This window comes from Bacillus paralicheniformis (genome assembly GCF_001042485.2).
In the GTDB taxonomy this organism is placed as follows: Bacteria; Bacillota; Bacilli; order Bacillales; family Bacillaceae; genus Bacillus; species Bacillus paralicheniformis.
In genome coordinates, this window is record NZ_LBMN02000004.1 from 430,202 (window position 1) to 454,051 (window position 23,850).

Sequence of the window (23,850 nt, forward strand, 5' to 3'; positions counted from 1 at the left end):
GCAAGAAGCCGTTTTATGGCCTTGCAAGCTTTTTTGCGCTTTAAAAAGAGAAGATCGATTTCAATTTGCTTTTCGGTTTTTTTTCTTCTCTTCTGCCGGCTGTATCTTTTTCGTGGCGGTTCATGCTTTCCAATTCACTGATTTTCTGTTCGAGATGTTTGATCTGCTGCCGTTCTTCTTCCAGTTCGCGCCTTTGCTGCAGAAGCTGATAGGAGACGACATCGTCCGCTTTTTGTTCAAGCTTTCTTTCCAGCTCGGCGATTTTCTTTTGGAGCAGCTCGCGTTCAAGCTGTTCGTGCTCTAAAAAACGCTGCAGCCTTTCTTCGAGCCGCTCATTCAACTGGGGTGCCGGCTCTTCCGTTTGAACCATTTCGTTTTTTTTGATGAGGAAGGTTTTTTTCGGGCGTTTGACTGTGACATCCTGCATAGGCGTACCGTTTTTTAACTGCTCTTTTACTTCTTTTAAAATGGCGATATCGTCTTTCGTGAAAAAGTAGTGGCCAAGCTCATTTCGGGAAGCGGGCAGTTGCAGCTGCTTGACCCAGCGCTGCACCGTTTTGGTTGATACCCCGAGTTCATTTGCCGCATCAGCAGTATTCATATGATACCTCCTTTTAACCTGTAACTGTTCATTAAAAAGGGTATTCGACCTGAATGAAAAGCTTCCTTCCTGTTAGACAAAAGAAGAAGGAATTCGGCAAAGAAAGCGGTTTTTCCACAGATGGCGAAGGCGTTGCTATGCCTCGTAAAGCTCTAAAGGCAGGCCGTCCGGATCGGAGAAGAACGTATAGCGCTTGCCTGTTCCGGGATCGGTGCGAACCGGTTCGGCAATGATGCCTTTTTGCTTGAGCTCCTTGACGGTCTGATCAAGATCGGCCACTGTGAAAGCCAAATGGCGGAGCCCGGCAGCTTCTGGTCTGGTAAGGCGCTCGGGCGGATCTGGAAAAGAAAACAGCTCGATGACATAGCGGCCGTTTAATGAGAGATCCAGTTTATATGAATCCCGGTCCTTTCTGTACGTTTCGCTCAGAATCTCAAGTCCGAGCTTGTCGACATAGAATGTTTTGGATGCTTCATAATCCGAGCATATGATGGCGATGTGATGAATCGATTCCAGCATTGAGTTAAGCTCCTTTTTTCTTAAAAGTATAGCAAAAAGACGCGGCAGCTGCCGATAACGGCGAAGTTGTTTTGACGGGGAGGAGTCCCTGTACTATAATTAGAATGTTACGCACAGCAAACAGAGGTGAATAGCGTGTTAGACCGTTTAAAATCGATAGAGGACCGGTACGAAAAATTAAATGAACTATTAAGCGATCCGGAAGTTGTCAACGATCCGAAGAAGCTTAGAGAATATTCGAAAGAACAATCTGATTTACAGGAAACAGTTGAAGTATACAGACGTTATCGGAGCGCGTCGGAACAGCTGAGCGATGCCAAAGCGATGCTTGAAGAAAAGCTGGACTCCGATATGCGCGAGATGGTTAAAGAGGAAATTTCCGAACTGCAGGAAGAAATCGAGTCGCTCACAGACCAGCTGAAGGTATTGCTGATCCCGAAAGATCCGAACGATGACAAAAACGTTATCATGGAAATCCGCGGCGCAGCGGGCGGAGAAGAGGCTGCTTTGTTTGCCGGCAACCTGTACCGCATGTACAGCCGCTACGCAGAGCTCCAAGGCTGGAAAACAGAAGTGATGGAAGCGAATATGACAGGCACAGGCGGATATAAAGAGATCATTTTTATGATCAATGGGAACGGCGCATACTCAAGGCTGAAGTATGAGAACGGCGCACACCGCGTACAGCGCGTTCCAGAGACCGAATCCGGCGGGCGTATCCATACATCCACGGCAACGGTAGCCTGTCTTCCTGAGGCTGAAGAGGTAGAAGTGGATATTCATGAAAAAGACATCCGTGTCGACACCTTCGCGTCGAGCGGTCCGGGAGGGCAAAGCGTCAATACGACGATGTCAGCCGTCCGTCTGACCCACCTTCCGACAGGTGTTGTCGTGTCTTGCCAAGATGAGAAATCTCAGATCAAAAACAAAGAAAAAGCGATGAAAGTTCTGCGCGCGCGAATTTACGATAAATTTCAGCAGGAAGCTCAGGCTGAATATGATCAAAACCGAAAATCCGCAGTCGGAACAGGGGACCGTTCAGAGCGCATCCGCACGTATAACTTTCCGCAAAACCGCGTCACTGATCACCGGATCGGCTTGACGATCCAAAAGCTCGACCAGATCCTTGAAGGCAAGCTTGACGAAGTCATCGACGCGCTGATCGTAGAAGACCAGGCAAGCAAGCTGCAAGAGGCGGAAAGCTGAGATGAAGACGGTATTTGAAGCCCTTAAATGGGCTTCTTCTTATTTGGCCGAAGCGGGAAGAGACCGGAATGCCGCGGAAATTTTGCTGACAGATCAGCTGAACATCGACCGCAGCAAACTGTTGGCAAGCTTCCATGATGTCATATCAGAGTCTGATTTTTCGCGGTTTAAAAAATCTGTCGAGCTTCATCATCAAGGAGTGCCTGTTCAATATATCACCGGAAATGAATCCTTTTACGGACGGGAATTTTCCGTAAATGAACACGTTTTGATTCCGCGTCCTGAAACAGAGGAAGTCGTTGAAGCTGTTCTTTCTGAAGCGGAAAGAGTTTTTCACGGAACAGATCGCCTTAAAGCCGTCGATATCGGTACAGGAAGCGGGGCGATTGCGGTGACTCTTGCGCTTGAGAGCCCGCGTTTTTCCGTCACGGCGACGGATATTTCGGAACAAGCTTTAAGCACGGCAAGACACAACGCTGACCGGCTTGGGGCGAAAGTGGATTTCATCGGCGGCGATTTGCTTGAGCCGCTTATCAAGCGACAGAAGAAAGCTGATGTCATCGTTTCAAATCCACCTTATATATCTGAGGAAGACATGAAGACGCTGTCAGATGTCGTACGTCTTCATGAACCCGCCGGGGCTTTGACGGACGGTGCTGACGGATTGCAGTTTTATAAGCGTTTCATGAAAGAAATTCCATTTGTCATCGCAGATCAGGCACTGGTGGTGTTTGAAATCGGCTGGACTCAGGGGAATGCCGTCAAAGACATGTTTCACCGGTTCTTTCCTGATGCTGACGTACGGGTGAAAAAGGATCTTAATGGAAAAGACCGTATCGTCTGCGCGGTAATTGAGCAACATCGTTAAGGAAACCGCCGGAAATGAAGCGACCCTAAAAAGTTAAAATCTCATGAAGCAGTTTGACTGGCATGATTCCGGTATAGTACCAGGTTTCATGCCTTTTAATTTGATCTTGATCCGTTTGTGATTGTAGAGAATCAATATACTATGCGGGTCCTTTTTTGAAATGTTCGACGCTCCAAATTCTTTAAAATAAATGAATTCTGATTTTAAAATGCTAAAAGAAGCTTTCCGCCACCGCATTGTCGTGACAGTTGCCTTTACGGGACATGCTTTGTGTGATGTTTCGTTGTTTTGAACTAAGGCTTTCAACTTTTTTAAGCAGGCATTCTCCATCCGCAGGCGTTCAATTTCCGCTTGGGTCCCTTCGTCTGATCCTTCTTCATAGGTAAACGCCGCTTTTTAGGGTACCTATTCCTCCGGTTTCAAGCTGTTTCACGGATAGATGTCCCATTTTCGAGTGAAGTACCTTTTGGTTTATCTTCGGCAGAATAGCTTGTATAGGCTTTTTAGACGCGTCTTCTCCATGATATCGGTATTGCGAATCCACCCATGAAAGACACTGTGCGAATTTCCTCAACTGTAAATTTTAAAAACTGCACCTCCAATTGTGAAGTGTGTCTAACAAAAGAGGGGCAGTTCAAATTCCCGGCGGTCTTTTTTGTTAAAAAACAGCAACCGCAGCCATGACCGTTCAGAAGGTCTTCTTCACCATTTTTTAACAAAAATTTTATCTGAATAAAATAAAAAATAGTTCAAGATTAATATATACCCTAAACAGATTGTCTGATTTTTAATGTAGGAGACAGAGTCACGACATCCCTCTGTAATCCGCTTTCCCCATTTAGGTGGTTTACCATTGCACATACGGCTTTTTGAGCCAGCTCTTCAACAGGTATATCGATTGTCGTGATTTCCGGATCGGTCACCTCACAGATCGATTGATTATCATATCCAAGCACTGCAAGCTGCTTTGGCACTTCATATTGATAATAGCGGGCCCTTTTAATAATTCCTGCGGCCACTTGGTCGTTTCCCGTAAAAATGGCGGTCGGCTTTTCAGACATGTTGTGGATCTGGTCCATAATACGGAAGCCGTCATGAATGGTAAATGCGTGGCTGAACATCCACTTCTCCTGGAAATGTAAACCCGCATCAGACAATGCTTTCATAAACCCTTCTTTTCTCATAATCTGGGCCTTGCTGTGTATCGTGTCACAGCAAAAGGCCATTAAATGATGCCCTTTTTGAATAAAAAGCTCCGTTCCTTTATATCCGGCTTCGAATTCGTCATAGCAGATCACCGGCACGTCCGCTTCGGCGTGGAATTCATTTGCCAAGACCACAGGACCGTATTTGACGTATTTTTTGATGTCTTCCCACTCATTTTCAAGGCTGCATAACATAAGCCCGTCGACTTCTTTCCTCTTGAGCAGCTCCAGTACTTTCAGTTCATTCTGCTTTTGATAAAACGTCTGAAACACAATGACTTTGTATTGGTGTTTCAGCGCTTCAGCGGACACATGCTTCATGAGCTGCGCGAAGAATGGATGGTCCGCGTGAGGGACAGACACTGCGAGAAACATCGTTTTGTTGGATCTGAGCTTTCGTGCAGAGGTGTTCGGAATGTAGTCCAATTTTTCGATGACTTCCAAAACACGCTTCCTTTTTTCTTCAGATACATAAGGATGGTCGTTCAGTACTCTTGAAACAGTTGTTTTTGACACATTACTTAATTTTGCAATTTCGTCAATCGTAGGCATAAAGTCACTTCCTGAAAAAAAGAGTTGTTATGGTATCGATTCCATCATTTAAGATATGTCATGAAATATGACAATTTCCCAAAATAATAAAAATGGGGTGAAATTGATGAAAACCGCAAGCGAAAACATGACTTGCACAAGCAAACAGCTATTTGTCCTTCTGAATGATTTGAAGGAAGGGAAGCACGCTGGTGAATGCCGTATAGACGACACACTGGCTAATCAAAAATTAAAAGAGACATTGCAGCAGGATCAATTCGACTTGACCGCCAATTTGCTAAACAGAATGGATTCTCCGCCCTCCAGAGTTGATTTTATGCCGCTTCATCGACTGATCACAGAAGAAGAAGTAGATGACGTGATTCATGCGGTGAAAGGCGTGCTGCCGACCGGGCAATTTACAAGCGGTTCTTATGTCGGTGTATTTGAAGCTGAAATAGCCGCTCTTTTGAGAAAAAAGCATGTCATGGCTTCCTCCAGCGGAACCGATGCCATGATTGTCAACTGAAAGCTGCGGGTATTGGACAAGGTGATGAAGTCATTATGCCTGCAAACAGCTTTGCTGCAACGGAAAACGCCGTGCTTGCAGCTGGAGGCACTCCGGTTTTCTGCGATATTGACCCTGTTACATTTTGCATGGATCCTTCTGAACTTGAAGCATGCATCACTTTGAAAACGAAATGCATTTTGCCTGTACACCTTTATGGAAAGCTGCCAGACATGGAAGGCATTGCAAAAATCGCTGATAAATACGGCATCCCGATTATTGAAGACGCCTGCCAGTCGATCGGCGTTTCCGATCTGGGAAAAAACAGCCTTTGCTCCATATTAAGCTTTAATCCGTATAAAAATCTCGGCACTTGCGGAAAAGCAGGCGCAATTGTGACGGATGATCCATCATTTGCATCCGCATGCATGGAATATATGTACCACGGCTTTGAACTGAATCAAAAAAATAAAAAGGCTGCTGATTACGGCTTTAACGCTAAGATTGATAATCTGCAAGCCGCTATTGGACTGGCAAGGATGAAACATCTTTCATTAAATAATCTGAAGCGCTTATATTTAGCAGATCGTTATATTACGCATTTGCAGCAGTATGAAGACAGAGGTCTGATCCAATTGCCTCAAATGACCGATGATCATGTATGGCATTTGTTTACAATTAAAATGATAAGCGGAAATCGAGACCAAGTCAAAGATATGATGCTTAAATTTCATAATGTCCAAACAGATATATACTACCCGATTTTATCCCATCATCAAAACACACCACTTGTAAAAGCCGATTATCAGCATATATCGCTGCCGGTCACTGAATCAGTGCATAAACAAATGCTTCAGCTTCCTCTCTATCCGGGACTCACCGTAGAAGAACAAGACAAAGTAATGGAGGCCTTAATTGATGTCGTATCATGAAACACTTTCTTTTCACACTTTGCAGCAAGTAAACAAGCCGAAGTACGCCGTATTTTGCGATTTTGATGAGACATATTTCGCCCACAGCATCACCGATGAATCGAGGAAAGCGCTCATGGACCTTGAAACATTTATTCATTCGAACCATCTCGATCACAAGATTTTGCTCGGCTGGGTGACCGGGAGCAGCCTGTCATCTGTTCTTGCAAAAATGAAGCGGGGAGGCTTTCGATATCTTCCGCATTTTGTCGCCAGTGACCTTGGCACTGAGATCACGTATTTCTCTGAAGAAGGCCAAGTCTCTGATAAAGATTGGGAAGCCCGATTGCAAGAATCGAATTTCTCCCATGATCTGGTCGAAGAAATCAAGCAGACTCTCTCTAAAAAATATGAGATTGAGCTTGTGCCTCAGACTCAGCATGGTTTTTCCCGCTATAAAATCAACTATTACTATAGATCGTCGGATGAGAACACAGATAAGAGGGCGCTTGAAGCCATCAGACGGCTTGCAAGAGAGCATGAAATAGGAGTAAATATCAATCGCTGCAACCCTTTGGCAGGCGATCCGGAAAACAGCTATGATGTGGACTTTATCCCTTTGCGGACAGGCAAACCGTACATTGTGGATTTTATATTGAATAAATTCGCGATAGAGAGGGAGAATTCATTTGCTTTCGGCGACAGCGGAAACGATGTGGATATGCTTAAAAAAACCGGACATGGTTATCTGGTGGGGAATGCGACAGCAGAAGCAAAGTCGCTCCATTCCCGTATGACAGAAGGCAGCTATACGGCTGGAATTTTAGAAGTGCTAAAAGCCCATATCAAAAGATAAGGAGTGTCCTTAGATGAAAATCGGAATTATTGGAGCCGGAGGAATTGCAAAAGCTCATGCGAAAGCTCTTTCAACAGTCAAAGGTGCCGAGCTTTCCGGGTTTTTTGATATCAACTCGCTTGCCTCGCGCAAATGTGCGTTTGAATATGGAGGAACCGCATTTAACAGTATGCAGGAGCTGTTGAATCAGTCGACGGCAGTCATCGTTTCATCGCCGAACTTTTGCCATAAAGAACATGTGCTTGAAGCGATGGCCGCAGGTAAGTATGTATTGTGTGAAAAACCGATGGCTGTCTCAATGGAGGAAGCGGAGGAGATGAAAAACAGGGCTTCTCAATCTGCTTATATTCCGATCATGGGCTTCAATTACCGCCATCTCACATTTGTTCAGCGCCTAAAAGATATGCTATCCGGCAATGAACTTGGAGATATCTTGTCCATCAATGTCCATTTTAAGAAAAACAGCGCCTTGAGAAGAAAAAAATATACTTGGCGCGATCATTCGAAAAGCAATAAAACGAGCGGGGCATTAGGAGATTTGGGTGTGCATTTAATCGATCTCATTCTTTATTTGTTCGACAGCCCGTTTAAACTGGACAGTTTAAAAGTCAAAATGATGACGGTCGTCAAAGAAAAAGAACAAAAACAGGTATATGTTGATGATCATTCTGAAGTATACGGCCAGCTTGAAAATCATGTGTTTGTCAATATGATTACGTCAAAATGCACAAAAGCGGATGAATGCGGCTTTAGCATCGAGGTCAATGGCCAAAACGGCGTATTCTACTATCATTCACGGCAGAAAAATCAGTTTTTGCTGAGGACCGGATTGACGGAGCGGATGATAACAATGCCGGACACGTGGCTGACAGACCCTGAAAATGAATTTTACGGATGGGCCGATTCCTTCAGAGTTCAGCTGATTCAATGGATGAACGGAGTTCGGGATCGCAATTTCGCACCTCTTGCCACTTTTGATGATGGATACAAGACGCAGTTCTACTTAAATGAATTTTTCAATAAAGGTCAGCAGCTGTCCCTTTCAAAACAAGCAAACTAGCATTGCGAAAAACCCTTGCCGGCCGTGCCAATAGCCGCAAGGGTTTTATGGTCTGCAACGAAGGAGTGAGTCTAATGAAAAAAATATTTCTATTCGGCTGTTCGTTTTATTTTCTCGTAGGGGTTATCCATATCCTGCTGGGGAGCCTGTCACCTTATATCATTCAAGAATATCACCGGGATGTTCATGATCTATCCTTCCTGATCTTTTTCCAATTCACCGGTTTTCTAATCGGTGTCCTGCTTGCGCCGATATTTGTCAGGCGCACCTCTCATGCGGCTGTATTGACGTTTGGCCTTCTTCTTATTCTCGTAACGCTTTTAGGCGTGTTCCTTTTTGATATGTTCATCTTTTTTGTCATCATGGGGTTTTTGCTCGGCTTTGGCGCCGGTACTTTAGAAACGACGATGGGAGCGTATGTGATTGCCCAAGATAAAAATGCGAAGGGGATGAATATTTTAGAGGTTTTTTTCGGATTGGGCGCTTTGCTGTTTCCTTTTCTTATTTATATCCTTACGGAACGATATGCCTGGCATTTCCCCTTGTATGCTTTATTTATCTTCGTTTTTGTGCTTGCGTGTATGTGGGTGGTTTATTTGTGCAGAAAAACCCCTGACACTGCTTCCGGTCAAATGACTTATCAGGAAAAACCGACTGTGTCAGCCATATTTGAAACCGGAAGGAAAGAAAAAAGCATTTTCCTCTTTCTCATATTCGCTTTTGTATATGCGGGTATCGAGACCAATTTCGCAAACTTTTTGCCGGCGCTGATGCTGGAAAAAGGAGCAGAAGAAATCAGCGTGATCAGCGTTTCGTTTTTTTGGACGGGAATGGTGTGCGGGCGTTTGTTGACAAGTATTTTTGGCGGACGCTTGACTTCCGTTGCCTTTCTGATCTTCAGTGCCGGAGCCTTGACTGTTTTGCTTTTGATTCTGGTATGGTTTCCGCTTCATCAAACACAGCTGCTCCTCGTATTTTTCATCGGGCTCTCGGCAGCCGGTATTTTTCCGTGCGCCGTCACTCTGGCCTCGTTGGCTGGAAAGCCTTTTACAGAGGAAATCACCAGTCTCTTCATTTCATCCGCAAGTCTGGGAGGAGCGCTTCTTTCATTTTTGATCGGCTGGGCGATTGATGCAAGCGCAGCGGCTGTCTTCCCGTTTCTGCTGTTCGGCGGATTGGGGGGCTTGCTGCTCGTGATCAGCGCGGTGATTTTTTTATCCGGCCTGCAAAAAAACAAGCAGAGCCATTTGGATATGTAGACCTTTTAGGAAGAGATTACAAGCTTAGTAGAATTTTTTTCAGCATCCGTTTAAACCGTTCCATCTTTGACCATAATATTGCTAGAAAAGGTTGAAGAACGGAGAGGAACGGTGGGGAAAATGAAGAAATCAAACATTGCCTGTATGTATATTTTTCTTTTATTAATAGGAGCGCTTGCAAATCTCACGACGGAAGAGACGGCCCAATCATCAGACGGGAAGCCTGCCGTGATTCCAGATGAAGCGATTCGGCTGCGGATTTTGGCAAACAGCGACAGCGGGAGCGACCAAAGCGTCAAACGTAAAATCAGGGATGAGGTCAATAAACAAATTACGAAATGGGTGGAAAACCTGACCTCGGTTGAGGAAGCGAGACAAGTCATCAGGTCGAAGCTGCCCGAAATCAAAGAGGTTGCCAAGGATGTTATGAAGCGCGAAAATGTCCGGCAATCCGTGTCTGTCCGTTTTGATCGAGTTTCATTTCCGACAAAGCTATACGGCAATATGGTGTATCCAGCCGGAGAATATGAGGCTGTTTTAATTACATTAGGCAAGGGAGAGGGAGCCAACTGGTGGTGTGTCCTGTTTCCGCCGCTTTGCTTTCTTGATTTTTCCAATGGGGAAGCCGTAAAGTCGCCTGAAGACGAACAAACCGATGCCGGGGAAAACGCCCGGGAAGAAAAAACAGTCGCTGCAGATGAAGCGGTATCTGGCAAAGATAAAGAAGACAAAGAAGTGAAATTTTTTCTTGTCGAATGGATTACCGGGCTTTTTTCTTAAAGGAACCGCCGTGCTTTCGTGCAGGGCGGTTTTTTACTGTTTGTTTTTTCATGATGGTTATTCACGCTTTTGAATATGATATAATTTTCCAAAACGGTTCAGGGAAAATACTGCTTTTCGAATATACACCTTCTGCCCCTTTCTGATGTGTCAATTACATTGCCCGGTAGAAAGAGAAACTGTCTTATCACCAGTACAGAGTTCATTTGCATACTCATTCAAAGCATTAGTTCCTGCTAATCAAAATTGAAAAATGAATTGCCGGCTTTCTTCCAAATCAAAAGGTATATTTTACTGTCGCCCTCATAGATTGGATAGAGAAGTTAAAAAACGGGGTGAAAAGATGTTCTACCAATTGAGGTTAGCGGAAATGAAAGACATGAATGCGATCGAAGCGTTTTTAAAAAAGGCGGGGACAAGCCATAAAGGCATTGAGGAAGCGAAGAGCCAGTTTATCATGATGGAAGACCCTCCCGATGAAATCGTCGCCTGCCTCGGAATGGAGGAATTTGAAAACAAAAAAGGGCTGCTGCGCTCGCTTGTCGTGTCTGACAAGCTCAGCCAGGGCCACATCGTTTCCCTGTTTCAAAGCATGCAGGTATTGTGTGAAAAGCGGGGAATCCAAACCCTGTATTTAGTTGCCAATAAACGAACATCGATGGATTTCCTTGAAGTGCTCGGTTTTAAACAAGCTGCGGCAATTCCGGAAGAGCTTGATGGATCAGAGCATGTTTCAGACTCGTTGAGCGTAAACGGAGCCGTTTTGATGGAGAAAACGTCTAATTAGCCGTTAACTTATACACAGAGATATCCACGGATTCAAAAGCGTTATCCACAAAATGTGGACAACGCTTGTTTTCTTTTTCTTCATCTTTTATACTTTCAACAGGATTTACATGAATGATTAACGTTTTTAGTGTTTTGTTAAGGGAGTTTTGATGTTAATGAAAACAAAAGTATGGACTGTGGATGTAAAACGTGATTTGTCCACAAACTGTCCACAAATTGCACAAGCGGCAAGACTGCTCAAGCAAAATGAAACGGTTGCTTTTCCGACAGAGACTGTTTACGGTCTTGGTGCAAACGCCAAACACAGCGAAGCAGTAGCTAAAATATACGAAGCGAAAGGGCGTCCGAGCGACAATCCGCTCATTGTCCACATCGCTGAAATTGAACAGCTCGGAGAATTTGCAGAGGTTGATTCGCCTCAGGCCGAAATGCTGATGAAGCGTTTTTGGCCCGGACCGCTGACCCTTGTGCTGCCTTGCAGACCCGGGGTGTTATCCACAAAGGTGACGGCGGGGCTCGATACGGTCGCGGTCAGAATGCCTGATCATCCTGTTGCCCTTGAGCTGATTAGACAGGCCGGCGTTCCGGTGGCCGCCCCGAGCGCCAATCTGTCCGGGAAACCGAGTCCGACGAAAGCCGAGCATGTCGTTCACGATTTAAATGGAAGGATTGCAGGTATCGTTGACGGCGGTCCTACAGGAGTAGGGGTTGAATCAACAGTTGTTTCATGCACCGGGGAAATTCCGGTCATTTTGAGGCCGGGCGGCGTCACAAAAGAGCAGCTCGAAGAAGCGGCCGGCTCTGTCTTGATTGACCAGGGCCTCACCGACGAAAAAAAGGCGCCGATGTCTCCCGGGATGAAATATGCGCATTATGCACCGGAAGCCCCGCTTGCCATTGTGAACGGAAGCGTTGAAGATATTCAACGGCTGATCGGCCAATATCAGAAAGACGGCATGAAAGTCGGCGTCCTTACGACAGAGGAACGGGCCGGTGCCTATCAGGCGGATGCCGTCCGCATCTGCGGCAGAAGAGACCGTCTTGAAACGGTTGCCGCCGGTTTGTATGACATTCTCCGCAGCTTTGACGAAGAACAGCTCGATTTTATTTTTGCTGAGTCTTTCCCTGAGGAAGGGGTGGGCCGGGCGATTATGAACCGGCTCTTGAAAGCTGCAGGCCATCGCGTAATCGAAGCGTAGCCTAAGCAGGGTTGTTCTATCCGCCTTTGGACGTGCATAAGCTAGAAAAGCTGGCGTGTCCAAGGGGGAATTGCATGAATGTTGATGTGTTAATAGGCGAAATCCTGACGCTCTCGATCATGGCTTTTGCACTCGGCATGGATGCCTTTTCAGTCGGTCTTGGAATGGGAATGGCCAAGCTGAAAAGGAACCAAATCTTTCAAATCGGCGTCATTATTGGATTGTTCCATGTCATCATGCCGCTTGGCGGTATGATTGCGGGACAGTTTCTTTCGGGCGCGCTTGGTGCGCTTGCGGGGTATCTTGGAGGAGCGCTTTTATTGGTGCTGGGCATTCAGATGATTGCCGCATCTTTTAATAAAAGCGGGGAGCAGATCATCTCTCCGCACGGCTTCGGCTTATTCATTTTTGCCGTCGGCGTCAGCCTCGACAGCTTTTCAGTCGGTCTCAGCCTCGGCCTCTACGGGACGAAACCGCTATTAACGATCTTTTTGTTCGGTTTGTTCAGCATGGTGTTAACTTGGGCGGGTCTGCTGCTTGGAAAAAAGGTTCAAACGTGGCTTGGAGCTTACAGCGAAGCGCTCGGAGGAGCCATCCTACTGAGCTTCGGCCTGAAGCTTTTGCTGCCCATTTAATTGAAAGAGGAGAAAATCTTTTTCCCACTTTGCATAACATAATGAAACTTAGAAAAAGAGGGGAGAGATCCTCTCTTTTTTGATTTCTGGAGCGGATTTTATTATTTTCCGGCTGAATCCTTTATAATATGAACAAAGGAGTGAACAGGATTGAACATACTATTTGTCTGTACTGGAAATACGTGCCGCAGCCCGATGGCGGAAGCGCTTTTTAAATCTGCGGCTGCCGAAAAAAAACTGGATGTCTCCGTCAAATCTGCCGGGTTGTTTGCTCCTGAAAACGGAAAAGCTTCTTTATATGCAGTCGAAGCGCTTTTTGAAAAAAACATCGCTCTGAATCATACATCTTCACAGCTTTCCGAGGAGAAGGTTGAATGGGCGGATCTCGTGTTGACGATGACGGAGCAGCACAAACAGGTGGCAGTACATGAATTTTCAAAGAGCCGAGATAAAATCTATACGCTGAAAGAGTATGTCAAAGGAGAAAGCGGGGACATCATTGACCCGTTCGGCGGATCTCTCAGCGACTATCAAAAAACGAGAGATGAGCTGGAGCAGCTGCTGAAAAAATTGGCAGAAATGCTGGCGGGAAAATCTCGGGAATAGAAGCTAAGGAGCGTTTGCAAATCGAGCGGCAGCGGGTACAATAGACATGATCAATCAGAAATATATAGCGGCTGTATACTGCTTAACGGTCTGCACGAGACTTTTGGCGGCACATCAAACGAGGAGGAGTCATTCCAATGAAAGTAATCATTGCTTCAGATCACGGCGGAATCAATATCAGAAAAGAAATTATGGCATTGATGGATGAATTGAACATCGAATACGAAGATTACGGCTGCGAATGCGGTTCAGGATCTGTGGACTACCCGGATTATGCGTTTCCGGTCGCGCAAAAAGTGGCGGACGGGGAAGCTGACAGAGGCATTTTAATATGCGGAACAGGAATCGGCATGAGCATTTCCGCCAATAAAGTAAAAGGCATCCGCTGCGCCCTTGTCCACGACGTTTTCAGCGCGAAAATGACAAGAGAGCACAATGACACGAATGTTCTTGCGATGGGTGAACGGGTGATCGGCCCTGGTTTAGCGAGAGAGATTGCAAAGGTTTGGCTTACGACTGAGTTTTCAGCCGGGCGGCACGCTGTCCGCATCGGAAAAATCGCCGATTATGAAGACAAGCATGAATAAAGGGTGTCGTCAATCATGAAGAATCTCGAACAAACATGGCGTTCTATATTAGATGAATTTCATCAGCAGGCAAATTTACGCGACGGCCACATCGTCGTCATCGGATGCAGCACAAGCGAGGTGGCCGGAAGGCGAATCGGCACTTCGGGAAGCGGACAAATCGCTGAAGCGGTCTACAAAGGCTTAGAAGAGCTCAGGGATCAAACAGGAGTCGCCCTTGCTTTTCAATGCTGCGAGCATTTAAACAGGGCGTTGGTTGTCGAGGAAGAAACGGCGAAAGCATACCGTCTTCCCGTTGTTTTTGCTGTTCCTGTTCCGAAAGCGGGGGGTTCCATGGCTTCATATGCCTATCAACATATGAAGGCTCCTGTCCTTGTTGAACAAATAGAGGCCGATGCGGGGGTCGACATCGGCGACACGTTTATAGGGATGCATTTAAAGCCTGTGGCCGTTCCTGTCCGCGTCTCTCAAAAACAGCTGGGTGAAGCGCATGTGACGCTTGCGCGGACAAGGCCGAAGCTGATTGGAGGCGTTCGCGCCGTCTATGAAGCGGAGTAGCGGAAGAAGCGGGGGGGAAGAGCCGGACAGGCTTTTTTTCTTTATTAAAATAATTTTTTGAACAAATGATATGTCGAACTATATGATTTGTCTATTCGTTTAATATTCGGTTTTTCCAATAATAAAAAACGATTTTTAAAAATAATCTCTTACATTTGCATGAAAAACCGTGTACAATGAGATGGTATAATTAACGAAATGGAAACAGATAGGAGAGGATCTCGCTGATGAAACATTTACCTGCGCAAGATGAACAAGTTTTTAGCGCCATTCAAGATGAGCGGAAACGTCAACAGTCGAAGATTGAGCTGATCGCTTCTGAAAACTTTGTAAGCGAAGCGGTTATGGAAGCTCAAGGCTCGGTTTTAACAAATAAATATGCGGAAGGATATCCTGGTAAACGCTACTACGGCGGATGTGAGCATGTAGATGTCGCAGAGGATATCGCGCGCGACCGCGCCAAGCAGATTTTCGGCGCCGAGCACGTCAACGTTCAGCCGCATTCCGGCGCACAAGCGAACATGGCGGTATACTTCACGATTTTAGAGCACGGTGACACCGTATTGGGAATGAACCTTGCTCACGGCGGACATTTAACGCACGGCAGCCCTGTCAACTTCAGCGGTGTTCAGTACAATTTCGTTGAATACGGTGTTGATAAAGAGACGCAGTATATTGACTACGAAGATGTACGTGAAAAAGCGCTTAAACATAAGCCTAAGCTGATCGTGGCCGGGGCAAGCGCGTATCCGCGCACCATCGATTTTAAAAAGTTCCGCGAAATCGCTGATGAAGTCGGAGCCTATGTGATGGTAGACATGGCGCATATCGCCGGACTTGTAGCAGCAGGTCTTCACCCGAATCCTGTTCCTTACTCTGACTTTGTGACGACGACAACTCATAAAACGCTTCGCGGACCGCGCGGCGGCATGATTCTTTGCCGTGAAGAGTTTGCAAAGCAAATCGACAAGTCGATCTTCCCTGGAATTCAAGGCGGACCGTTAATGCACGTGATCGCTGCAAAGGCTGTTTCCTTTGGCGAAGCTTTAAAAGACGAATTCAAAACATACGCCCAAAATGTCATCAATAATGCGAAGCACTTGGCTGAAACATTGAAAAAAGAGGGCATCGAGCTCGTATCAGGCGGAACGGATAACCATCTTGTGCTGGTCGACCTGCGCTCTCTCGGCATGACCGGAAAAGTGGCTGAAAATGTTCTTGATGAAGTCGGCATCACCGTCAACAAAAACGCGATTCCTTATGATCCTGAAAAACCTTTCGTAACGAGCGGAATCCGCGTAGGTACAGCAGCCGTGACAAGCCGCGGCTTTGATCTGGAAGCGATCGAAGAAGTGGGAGCGATCATCGCGCTTGCCCTTAAAAACCATGAAGACGAAGCGAAGCTGGAAGAAGCAAAACAGCGCGTAGAAGCGCTGACAAGCAAATACCCGTTATATACCGGGCTTGATTACTAAGATATTTGTGCCGCTCCCAAAAGGGGCGGCTTTTTTCATAAAATTGTCTCCTGATTTTTGTTGAAACAAGCTGTTTTTTTATGTAGAATCAATAGAAGTGTGTGAAAAAAAGGAGCTGAAAACGGATATGGGAAAGGTATATGTGTTTGACCACCCTCTTATACAGCATAAGCTTACATACATCCGGGATGTAGAGACCGGAACAAAAGAATTCAGAGAGCTTGTTGATGAGGTTGCAACGCTGATGGCATTTGAGATTACGCGGGACCTGCCGCTGGAGGAAGTGAATGTAGAAACTCCTGTGCAAATGGCAAAGTCAAACGTCATCGCCGGAAAAAAACTCGGGGTTGTTCCGATTCTAAGAGCGGGACTGGGAATGGTAGACGGAATTTTGAAGCTGATTCCCGCTGCAAAAGTCGGACATGTCGGGCTTTACCGTGATCCTGAAACATTGAAGCCTGTTGAATATTATGTCAAGCTTCCATCCGATGTTGAAGAACGCGAATTCATCGTCGTCGATCCGATGCTGGCTACCGGAGGTTCGGCGGTAGAGGCACTGAACAGCTTGAAGAAACGCGGCGCAAAAAATATCCGTTTTATGTGTCTGATCGCTGCTCCGGAAGGTGTAGACGAAGTTCAGAAGCATCATCCTGATGTTGACATTTACATTGCCGCTTTGGATGAGAAACTAAATGAAAAAGGATATATCGTTCCCGGATTGGGCGACGCCGGAGACCGCATGTTCGGAACGAAATAATGTAAGAAAATCCTGAAAAAGGGTTTTCTTTTTTTGTGTTTTATACCATAATTAAACATGTGTGCGTCTTAAATGGGGCGAATTTGTGAACATTTTGTGAGAGACGCTGTGATTATGAATAGTTTTTTAACTTTAAACAGATTGACACCTCAGGGGGGCTATTGTATGCTAAAATAGGCTATTATGATAAGGTTTTCATAGCGGTTATCATAATGACCAGTCCTCTGTTAAAATCCTTTGAAAACCCCATATTTGCAGGCGACAGACAGATCACCGGCCCGAGAATTTTCGGAGTGTGTGAAGTCTTGAACAGAACACTACGTTCTGTAAAATGGTCAGACCGCCTAGTTTACCGTAATCGTAAGATAGATTTAAAATTTTCACATCAGGAGCGTATTTGATGACCGATGCGAGTCTTTCATTCCGTAGGCAACAAAAATATGTCCTATATATTTTAGCAGTCTGCGTGTTAGGCTATGGATTTCTGCCATTTCAGGCGATTTTTTTAGGCCTGATTACCGGCACTGTTTTCAGCTATTTCAATCTCTGGCTGCTGACCAAAAGGATGCAGGCCTTCGATAAAGCAGTGGCAAAAGGCAAAATGATCCGTTCTCTCGGGACTGCTTCCAGATTGTGCAACGCCATTATCGCGGCGGCCATTGCTTATAAATACCCTGAATATATTCATTTGGCAGGCGTCATTGTGGGGTTGATGACAATTTATCCTGTCATTATGATAGATTCCTTTATCCAGCTAAAACGTTCATCAATGGAAGAGAGGTGAAGACCCTTTGCACGAATCAAGAGTTGTTAACTTTTTAGGCCTTAACTTTGATGTATCAAGTATCTTAATGATTACTGTGACAAGCATCATCGTCTTTCTGATAGCGGTGCTGACCACAAGAACACTTGCGATCCGGCCGACGAAAGCCCAGAACTTTATGGAGTGGATTGTCGACTTTGTTCGCAATATTATCGGCAGCACAATGGATCTTAAAGTCGGCAGAGACTTTCTCGCCCTTGGCATAACCCTGCTGATGTACATATTTGTTGCCAACATGCTCGGCCTTCCGTTTTCCATTACAGTAGGCCATGAATTATGGTGGAAATCCCCGACAGCCGATCCGGCGGTTACTTTAACCCTCGCCGTCATGGTAGTAGGCCTCACTCATTACTACGGAGTGAAAAGAAAAGGGTTGGGGGAGTATACCAAAGATTTCTTCAGACCAATTCCGTATTTAGTGCCGCTCAAAATTATTGAAGAATTTGCGAATACATTAACATTGGGATTGCGTCTTTACGGTAATATTTTCGCCGGCGAAATTCTGCTCGGCCTTCTTGCCGGAATGGCAACCAACTTCTATTCTCAAAGCATTTTCATGGGGCTGGTTGGAACCATTGGAGCGGTTGTGCCGATGATCTTATGGCAGGCGTTCAGCTTGTTCGTAGGTACAATCCAGGCATTCATCTTCACGATGTTAACAATGGTTTACATGTCTCACAAAGTAAGTCATGAACACTAAAAACAAGACATATCCGAAAAGGATAACAATTTAAAGGAGGAACTTTTTCATGAATTTAATAGCAGCTGCAATCGCAATTGGATTAGGTGCACTTGGTGCAGGTATTGGTAACGGACTTATCGTATCACGTACAGTAGAAGGAATCGCACGTCAGCCTGAGGCTGGTAAAGAATTAAGAACGCTTATGTTCATCGGGGTAGCATTGGTTGAGGCCCTTCCGATTATCGCTGTTGTTATCGCGTTCTTAGCATTCTTCGGCTAAAAACTTATATAACTAGTAAAATGGCGAAGATCACTGCAAGAGGCCTTCGCCATTGCTTTATGGTTGCTTGAACTGTCATAACGGCCGGAAGAAACAACCTCTTGAAAAAAGAGGGAGAACATTTTTTCGATGGCCTCGGAGAGATAATCTGCAAGAAGGGAGTTGCCGTATTCGATGTCTTTTTTACCACAGGTTATGGGTGCAGGAGTAGGGTTTAATGCCGGAACTATGCTGTTCCAGCTTGTTGCCATGCTGATTTTGTTAGCGCTCTTGAAGAAATACGCTTTAGGGCCGCTATTAAATATAATGAAAGAGCGTGAAGACTACATTACCGGAGAGATTTCCTCTGCCGAGAAAAAGAATGAAGAAGCGAAGAAGCTCATTGAAGAGCAGCAGGCGCTTTTGAAAGAAGCGCGTGAAGAATCCCATTCTCTGATTGAAAACGCGAAAAAACTGGGAGAACAGCAAAAGGATGAAATCATCAAGGCTGCGCGCCAGGAAGCAGAACGCATGAAAGAATCAGCCAGAAGCGAGATCGTCAAAGAAAGAGACCAGGCTGTCAGCGCGCTGCGTGAGCAGGTTGCATCACTGTCTGTGATGATCGCTTCGAAAGTGATCGAAAAAGAGCTTGACGAACAAGCCCAGGAAAAATTGATCCAAGACTATCTTAAAGAAGTGGGAGAAAGCCGATGAGCCAATCAGCTGTCTCCAAACGCTACGCAGCCGCTTTGTTTGACATTGCCCTTGAATCCAAGAAGGTCAATGAAATAGAAGAAGAGCTGACCGTCGTTAAGAAGATATTTATTGATCATAAAGACCTCAATGCCGTTCTGAGTCATCCTAAAGTGCCCGCTGAAAAGAAAAAGCAGATTTTAAAAGACTCGTTCGGATCTGTTTCGACTGCAGTCTTACATACGCTTTATCTTCTCGTTGACCGCAGCCGCACGTCAATCGTCCCGGATCTCGCGGACGATTATGTTAAAATGGCGAACCGGTTCCGCGGGACGGAAGACGCGATCGTATACTCTGTAAAACCGCTCAGTGAAGAGGAAATTTCCTCTTTTTCTCAAGTGTTTGCAAAAGAAGCAGGCGCCGCTTCACTGCGCGTCAGAAACGAAGTGAATCCGGATCTGATCGGCGGAGTAAAAATCCGCATCGGGAACCGTATTTATGACGGCAGTGTAAGAGGAAAGCTTGACCGGATAGAACGTCAATTAGCAGGCGAAAATCGAAAGAAGGGGTGAAACCTAAGTGAGCATCAAAGCTGAAGAAATTAGCACTCTTATTAAACAGCAAATTGAAAATTATCAGTCTGAAATAGAAGTTCACGACGTAGGTACGGTAATTCAGGTCGGTGACGGTATCGCACGCGTGCACGGCCTTGATAACTGTATGGCAGGTGAGCTTGTCGAATTTTCAAACGGTGTGCTGGGCTTAGCTCAGAACCTTGAAGAATCAAACGTAGGTATCGTTATTTTGGGACCTTACAAAGACATCCGTGAAGGTGACGAAGTCAAAAGAACCGGACGGATCATGGAAGTTCCCGTCGGTGAAGAGCTGCTCGGCCGCGTTGTCAATCCGCTCGGTCAGCCTGTAGACGGAATGGGCCCGGTTCTCACAAGCAAAACCCGTCCGATCGAAAGCCCGGCACCTGGTGTTATGGATCGTAAATCCGTTCATGAACCGCTTCAAACGGGAATTAAACCGATCGATGCGCTGATTCCTATCGGCCGCGGTCAGCGTGAGCTGATCATCGGTGACCGTCAGACGGGTAAAACATCGATTGCGATTGACACGATCTTGAACCAAAGAGATCAGGACATGATTTGTATCTATGTTGCGATCGGTCAGAAAGAATCGACTGTTCGCGGTGTCGTTGAAACGCTGCGCAAAAAAGGCGCTCTTGACTATACCATCGTTGTCACAGCTTCCGCTTCACAGCCTGCACCGCTATTGTATCTAGCGCCGTATGCGGGTGTTACGATGGGTGAAGAATTCATGTACAACGGAAAACACGTGCTGGTTGTGTATGACGACCTTTCAAAACAAGCGACGGCTTATCGTGAACTTTCCTTGCTTCTGCGTCGTCCTCCAGGCCGTGAAGCATTCCCTGGAGATGTATTCTACCTGCACTCCCGCTTGCTTGAGCGCGCTGCGAAACTGAGCGACGCTAAAGGCGGAGGATCTTTAACAGCATTGCCGTTTGTTGAAACGCAGGCTGGCGACATTTCAGCCTATATTCCGACAAACGTCATCTCAATCACAGACGGACAGATCTTCCTGCAGTCTGATTTGTTCTTCTCAGGCGTGCGCCCTGCCGTCAACCCTGGATTATCGGTATCCCGTGTCGGCGGATCTGCGCAAATCAAAGCGATGAAGAAAGTAGCCGGTACGCTTCGTCTTGACTTGGCATCTTATCGCGAGCTTGAGTCATTTGCACAGTTCGGATCTGACCTTGATAAAGCGACGCAGGCCAAGCTGAACCGTGGAGCCCGTACAGTGGAAGTTCTGAAACAGGATCTGAACCAGCCGCTCCGCGTCGAAAAGCAGGTTGCCATTCTTTATGCCCTGACCCGCGGATTCCTTGATGATGTGCCTGTAGAGGACATCAGACGCTTTGAAGAAGAGTTCTTTATGTACCTTGATCAAAACCATAAAGATCTCCTTGATTCAATTGCTCAGACAGGAAACCTTCCGGCCGACGAGGACATGAAGGCTGCGATCGAAGGCTTTAAACGTACGTTTGCACCTAGCAACTAAACATTTGAAGTGAGAAAAAGATCTTCTTTTTCTCTCTTTTTCACGTAAATTCGGAGTGAATTTGAAAACAAAAAGGTGGTGAAACCTTTTGGCCTCATTACGGGATATTAAATCCAGAATTACTTCAAATAAAAAAACGAGTCAAATCACCAAAGCTCAGCAAATGGTTTCTGCCTCAAAGCTGAACCGCGCTGAGAGTAAAGCGAAATCGTTCGTTCCATACATGGAGAAAATGCAGGAAGTCGTTGCTGATATTGCGCTTGGATACACCGGAACGCATCCGATGATGTCGAGCCGTCCCGTGAAGCGGACCGGCTATCTGGTCATCACATCTGACCGCGGACTTGCCGGTGCTTTTAACGCTAACGTTCTCCGCAAAGCGTACCAGAAAATCCAGGAGCACCATCAGTCAAAAGACGAATATACGGTCATCGCGATCGGAAAAATGGGACGCGAGTTCTTCAAAAAACGCGGCATCCCGGTTATTTCCGAAATGACCGGCATCAGGGACGAAGTTTCCTTTCCAGAAATTAAGGATTTGGCGAACAGTACGATACAAATGTTTATCGATGAGACATTTGATGAACTTTACTTGTTCTACAACCACTTTGTCAGCGCGATTTCTCAAGAGGTGACGGAGAAAAAGCTGCTGCCATTATCAGATATCGCGCCAAACAAAAAAAGAACTTCCTATGAATTTGAACCGGACGAAGAAGAAATTTTGGAAGTGCTTCTGCCTCAGTACGCTGAGAGCTTGATTTTCGGCGCGATTCTGGACAGTAAAGCGAGTGAACATGCTGCGCGGATGACAGCGATGAAAAACGCAACGGACAATGCGAAAGAGCTTATCGCTGACCTCGAACTGTCTTACAACCGTGCTCGTCAGGCGGCGATTACGCAGGAGATTACGGAAATTGTCGGCGGTGCAGCTGCCTTAGAATAGAAAAAGCTTGTCAGGAGGGATAGAGATGAAAAAAGGACGCGTTAGCCAGGTATTGGGACCGGTCGTAGACGTTCGTTTTGAAGACGGTCACTTGCCTGAAATATATAATGCGATTAAAGTTACACATAAAGCGCAGAACGAGAATGAAGTAGATATCGAACTTACCCTTGAAGTAGCGCTTCACTTGGGTGATGATTCAGTTCGGACGATTGCAATGGCTTCAACTGACGGTGTTACACGCGGAATGGAAGCCATCGACCTGGGAGAGCCGATCTCCGTTCCGGTCGGAAACGTGACACTCGGCCGCGTATTTAATGTACTCGGGGAAAACATCGATTTGGATGAGCCGCTTCCGGCTGATGCTGCCAAAGATCCGATTCACAGAGAAGCTCCAACATTTGATCAGCTATCAACCGAGGTTGAAATCCTAGAGACGGGTATTAAAGTCGTCGACTTGCTCGCTCCATATATTAAAGGCGGAAAAATCGGTCTTTTCGGAGGAGCGGGAGTTGGAAAAACCGTCTTGATTCAGGAGCTAATCAACAACATCGCTCAAGAGCACGGCGGTATCTCTGTATTCGCGGGTGTCGGCGAGCGTACGCGTGAAGGAAACGACCTTTACTATGAAATGAAAGATTCCGGCGTTATCGGCAAAACGGCAATGGTCTTCGGTCAGATGAACGAGCCGCCTGGTGCGCGGATGCGCGTTGCCTTGACAGGACTTACAATGGCAGAGCATTTCCGTGATAAAGAAGGCCAGGACGTATTGTTCTTTATCGATAACATCTTCCGATTCACTCAAGCCGGATCTGAAGTATCTGCACTTCTTGGACGCATGCCGTCTGCGGTTGGTTATCAGCCGACGCTTGCAACTGAAATGGGTCAGCTTCAGGAACGGATCACTTCTACAAATGTCGGTTCCGTTACATCGATTCAGGCGATCTACGTTCCTGCCGATGACTATACTGACCCGGCACCGGCAACAACGTTCGCTCACTTGGATGCGACAACAAACCTTGAGCGTAAGCTGTCTGAAATGGGTATTTACCCTGCGGTTGACCCTCTGGCTTCAACTTCTCGTGCACTTGCGCCAGAAATCGTCGGAGAAGAGCACTATCAAGTGGCCCGCCAAGTACAGCAAATCCTGCAGCGCTATAAAGAGCTTCAGGATATCATTGCGATTCTCGGTATGGATGAGCTTTCTGACGATGATAAGCTTGTCGTCAGCCGTGCGCGCCGCGTACAGTTCTTCCTATCGCAAAACTTCCACGTAGCTGAACAGTTTACAGGACAAAAAGGTTCTTACGTTCCTGTCAAAGAAACGGTAAAAGGCTTTAAAGAAATCCTTGAAGGTAAGTATGATCACCTTCCAGAGGACGCTTTCCGTCTTGTCGGCCGAATCGAAGAAGTTGTCGAAAAAGCGAAAGAAATGGGTGTAGAAGTATAATCTGG

Annotated in this window: 25 protein-coding genes and 1 pseudogene; 23 read left to right on the forward strand and 3 right to left on the reverse strand. The window is 46.1% G+C overall.

All coding sequences use genetic code 11. From position 1 onward, the window contains the following. Nucleotides 1-40: 40 nt before the first annotated feature. Complete coding sequence (racA, locus tag ACH97_RS04405) at nucleotides 41-601, reverse strand: chromosome-anchoring protein RacA (protein WP_020453281.1); 561 nt, start codon at nucleotides 599-601, stop codon at nucleotides 41-43. A 135-nt stretch (nucleotides 602-736) separates the two neighbouring features. Then, on the reverse strand, nucleotides 737-1,120 hold the full coding sequence (gene gloA2, locus ACH97_RS04410) for an SMU1112c/YaeR family gloxylase I-like metalloprotein (RefSeq protein ID WP_020453280.1): 384 nt from the start codon (nucleotides 1,118-1,120) through the stop codon (nucleotides 737-739). 135 nt (nucleotides 1,121-1,255) lie between these two features. On the opposite strand from gloA2, the gene prfA reads away from it, so the two are divergent. Then, nucleotides 1,256-2,326 (forward strand): peptide chain release factor 1, encoded by a 1,071-nt coding sequence (gene prfA, locus ACH97_RS04415; protein WP_020453279.1) that lies wholly within the window; start codon nucleotides 1,256-1,258, stop codon nucleotides 2,324-2,326. 1 nt (nucleotide 2,327) lies between these two features. Then, entirely contained in the window at nucleotides 2,328-3,194 is an 867-nt protein-coding gene (prmC, locus tag ACH97_RS04420; RefSeq protein ID WP_025810639.1) for a peptide chain release factor N(5)-glutamine methyltransferase, read from the forward strand. A gap of 767 nt (nucleotides 3,195-3,961) precedes the next feature. Here the strand turns inward: prmC and ACH97_RS04435 are convergent. Beyond that, complete coding sequence (locus tag ACH97_RS04435) at nucleotides 3,962-4,951, reverse strand: LacI family DNA-binding transcriptional regulator (RefSeq protein ID WP_020453276.1); 990 nt, start codon at nucleotides 4,949-4,951, stop codon at nucleotides 3,962-3,964. A gap of 106 nt (nucleotides 4,952-5,057) precedes the next feature. On the opposite strand from ACH97_RS04435, the pseudogene ACH97_RS04440 reads away from it, so the two are divergent. The 21 genes and pseudogenes from ACH97_RS04440 (at nucleotide 5,058) to atpD (ending at nucleotide 23,845) form a co-directional block, all read left to right on the forward strand. Then, nucleotides 5,058-6,370, forward strand: a pseudogene (locus ACH97_RS04440) (DegT/DnrJ/EryC1/StrS family aminotransferase). Next, on the forward strand, nucleotides 6,357-7,205 hold the full coding sequence (locus ACH97_RS04445; RefSeq protein WP_025810643.1) for an HAD-IIB family hydrolase: 849 nt from the start codon (nucleotides 6,357-6,359) through the stop codon (nucleotides 7,203-7,205). Before ACH97_RS04440 ends, ACH97_RS04445 begins: the two are co-directional and overlap by 14 nt. A gap of 13 nt (nucleotides 7,206-7,218) precedes the next feature. Continuing rightward, the gene (locus ACH97_RS04450) at nucleotides 7,219-8,265 is read left to right on the forward strand and encodes a Gfo/Idh/MocA family protein (protein ID WP_025810644.1); all 1,047 of its coding nucleotides are present in this window, start codon (nucleotides 7,219-7,221) and stop codon (nucleotides 8,263-8,265) included. 74 nt (nucleotides 8,266-8,339) lie between these two features. Beyond that, nucleotides 8,340-9,524 (forward strand): MFS transporter, encoded by a 1,185-nt coding sequence (locus ACH97_RS04455; RefSeq protein WP_025810645.1) that lies wholly within the window; start codon nucleotides 8,340-8,342, stop codon nucleotides 9,522-9,524. Nucleotides 9,525-9,644: 120 nt separating this feature from the next. Further along, nucleotides 9,645-10,304, forward strand: coding sequence for a stage II sporulation protein R (spoIIR, locus tag ACH97_RS04460; RefSeq protein WP_020453271.1), 660 nt, complete (start codon nucleotides 9,645-9,647; stop codon nucleotides 10,302-10,304). A gap of 343 nt (nucleotides 10,305-10,647) precedes the next feature. Further along, complete coding sequence (locus ACH97_RS04465) at nucleotides 10,648-11,091, forward strand: GNAT family N-acetyltransferase (protein ID WP_023857076.1); 444 nt, start codon at nucleotides 10,648-10,650, stop codon at nucleotides 11,089-11,091. Nucleotides 11,092-11,248: 157 nt separating this feature from the next. Beyond that, nucleotides 11,249-12,292: an L-threonylcarbamoyladenylate synthase gene (locus ACH97_RS04470; protein ID WP_025810646.1), complete on the forward strand. Its 1,044-nt coding sequence runs from the start codon at nucleotides 11,249-11,251 to the stop codon at nucleotides 12,290-12,292. 74 nt (nucleotides 12,293-12,366) lie between these two features. Next, nucleotides 12,367-12,927: a manganese efflux pump MntP gene (locus ACH97_RS04475; protein ID WP_023857078.1), complete on the forward strand. Its 561-nt coding sequence runs from the start codon at nucleotides 12,367-12,369 to the stop codon at nucleotides 12,925-12,927. A 150-nt stretch (nucleotides 12,928-13,077) separates the two neighbouring features. Beyond that, on the forward strand, nucleotides 13,078-13,533 hold the full coding sequence (locus ACH97_RS04480; RefSeq protein WP_023857079.1) for a low molecular weight protein arginine phosphatase: 456 nt from the start codon (nucleotides 13,078-13,080) through the stop codon (nucleotides 13,531-13,533). Nucleotides 13,534-13,670: 137 nt separating this feature from the next. Beyond that, entirely contained in the window at nucleotides 13,671-14,120 is a 450-nt protein-coding gene (rpiB, locus tag ACH97_RS04485) for a ribose 5-phosphate isomerase B (protein WP_020453266.1), read from the forward strand. Between the two features lie 15 nt (nucleotides 14,121-14,135). Continuing rightward, nucleotides 14,136-14,678 (forward strand): TIGR01440 family protein, encoded by a 543-nt coding sequence (locus ACH97_RS04490; protein WP_048350086.1) that lies wholly within the window; start codon nucleotides 14,136-14,138, stop codon nucleotides 14,676-14,678. Nucleotides 14,679-14,905: 227 nt separating this feature from the next. Then, nucleotides 14,906-16,153: a serine hydroxymethyltransferase gene (gene glyA, locus ACH97_RS04495; RefSeq protein WP_025810647.1), complete on the forward strand. Its 1,248-nt coding sequence runs from the start codon at nucleotides 14,906-14,908 to the stop codon at nucleotides 16,151-16,153. Between the two features lie 127 nt (nucleotides 16,154-16,280). Then, nucleotides 16,281-16,910: a uracil phosphoribosyltransferase gene (upp, locus tag ACH97_RS04500; RefSeq protein ID WP_020453263.1), complete on the forward strand. Its 630-nt coding sequence runs from the start codon at nucleotides 16,281-16,283 to the stop codon at nucleotides 16,908-16,910. A gap of 400 nt (nucleotides 16,911-17,310) precedes the next feature. Next, entirely contained in the window at nucleotides 17,311-17,694 is a 384-nt protein-coding gene (locus ACH97_RS04510; RefSeq protein WP_020453262.1) for an ATP synthase subunit I, read from the forward strand. Between the two features lie 7 nt (nucleotides 17,695-17,701). Beyond that, complete coding sequence (gene atpB, locus ACH97_RS04515; protein WP_023857083.1) at nucleotides 17,702-18,433, forward strand: F0F1 ATP synthase subunit A; 732 nt, start codon at nucleotides 17,702-17,704, stop codon at nucleotides 18,431-18,433. 49 nt (nucleotides 18,434-18,482) lie between these two features. Then, nucleotides 18,483-18,695, forward strand: coding sequence for a F0F1 ATP synthase subunit C (gene atpE / locus ACH97_RS04520; protein WP_020453260.1), 213 nt, complete (start codon nucleotides 18,483-18,485; stop codon nucleotides 18,693-18,695). 174 nt (nucleotides 18,696-18,869) lie between these two features. After that, complete coding sequence (gene atpF / locus ACH97_RS04525) at nucleotides 18,870-19,388, forward strand: F0F1 ATP synthase subunit B (protein WP_020453259.1); 519 nt, start codon at nucleotides 18,870-18,872, stop codon at nucleotides 19,386-19,388. Next, the gene (locus tag ACH97_RS04530; RefSeq protein WP_020453258.1) at nucleotides 19,385-19,939 is read left to right on the forward strand and encodes a F0F1 ATP synthase subunit delta; all 555 of its coding nucleotides are present in this window, start codon (nucleotides 19,385-19,387) and stop codon (nucleotides 19,937-19,939) included. Before atpF ends, ACH97_RS04530 begins: the two co-directional genes overlap by 4 nt. A gap of 7 nt (nucleotides 19,940-19,946) precedes the next feature. Then, on the forward strand, nucleotides 19,947-21,455 hold the full coding sequence (gene atpA / locus ACH97_RS04535) for a F0F1 ATP synthase subunit alpha (protein ID WP_020453257.1): 1,509 nt from the start codon (nucleotides 19,947-19,949) through the stop codon (nucleotides 21,453-21,455). 88 nt (nucleotides 21,456-21,543) lie between these two features. Further along, nucleotides 21,544-22,398, forward strand: a complete 855-nt coding sequence (gene atpG, locus ACH97_RS04540; protein WP_048350085.1) for an ATP synthase F1 subunit gamma — start codon at nucleotides 21,544-21,546, stop codon at nucleotides 22,396-22,398. Nucleotides 22,399-22,423: 25 nt separating this feature from the next. Beyond that, nucleotides 22,424-23,845 carry a F0F1 ATP synthase subunit beta gene (gene atpD, locus ACH97_RS04545; RefSeq protein ID WP_020453255.1) on the forward strand — a complete coding sequence of 474 codons (1,422 nt, stop codon included), beginning with the start codon at nucleotides 22,424-22,426 and terminating at the stop codon, nucleotides 23,843-23,845. The last annotated feature ends 5 nt before the right edge of the window (nucleotides 23,846-23,850 follow it).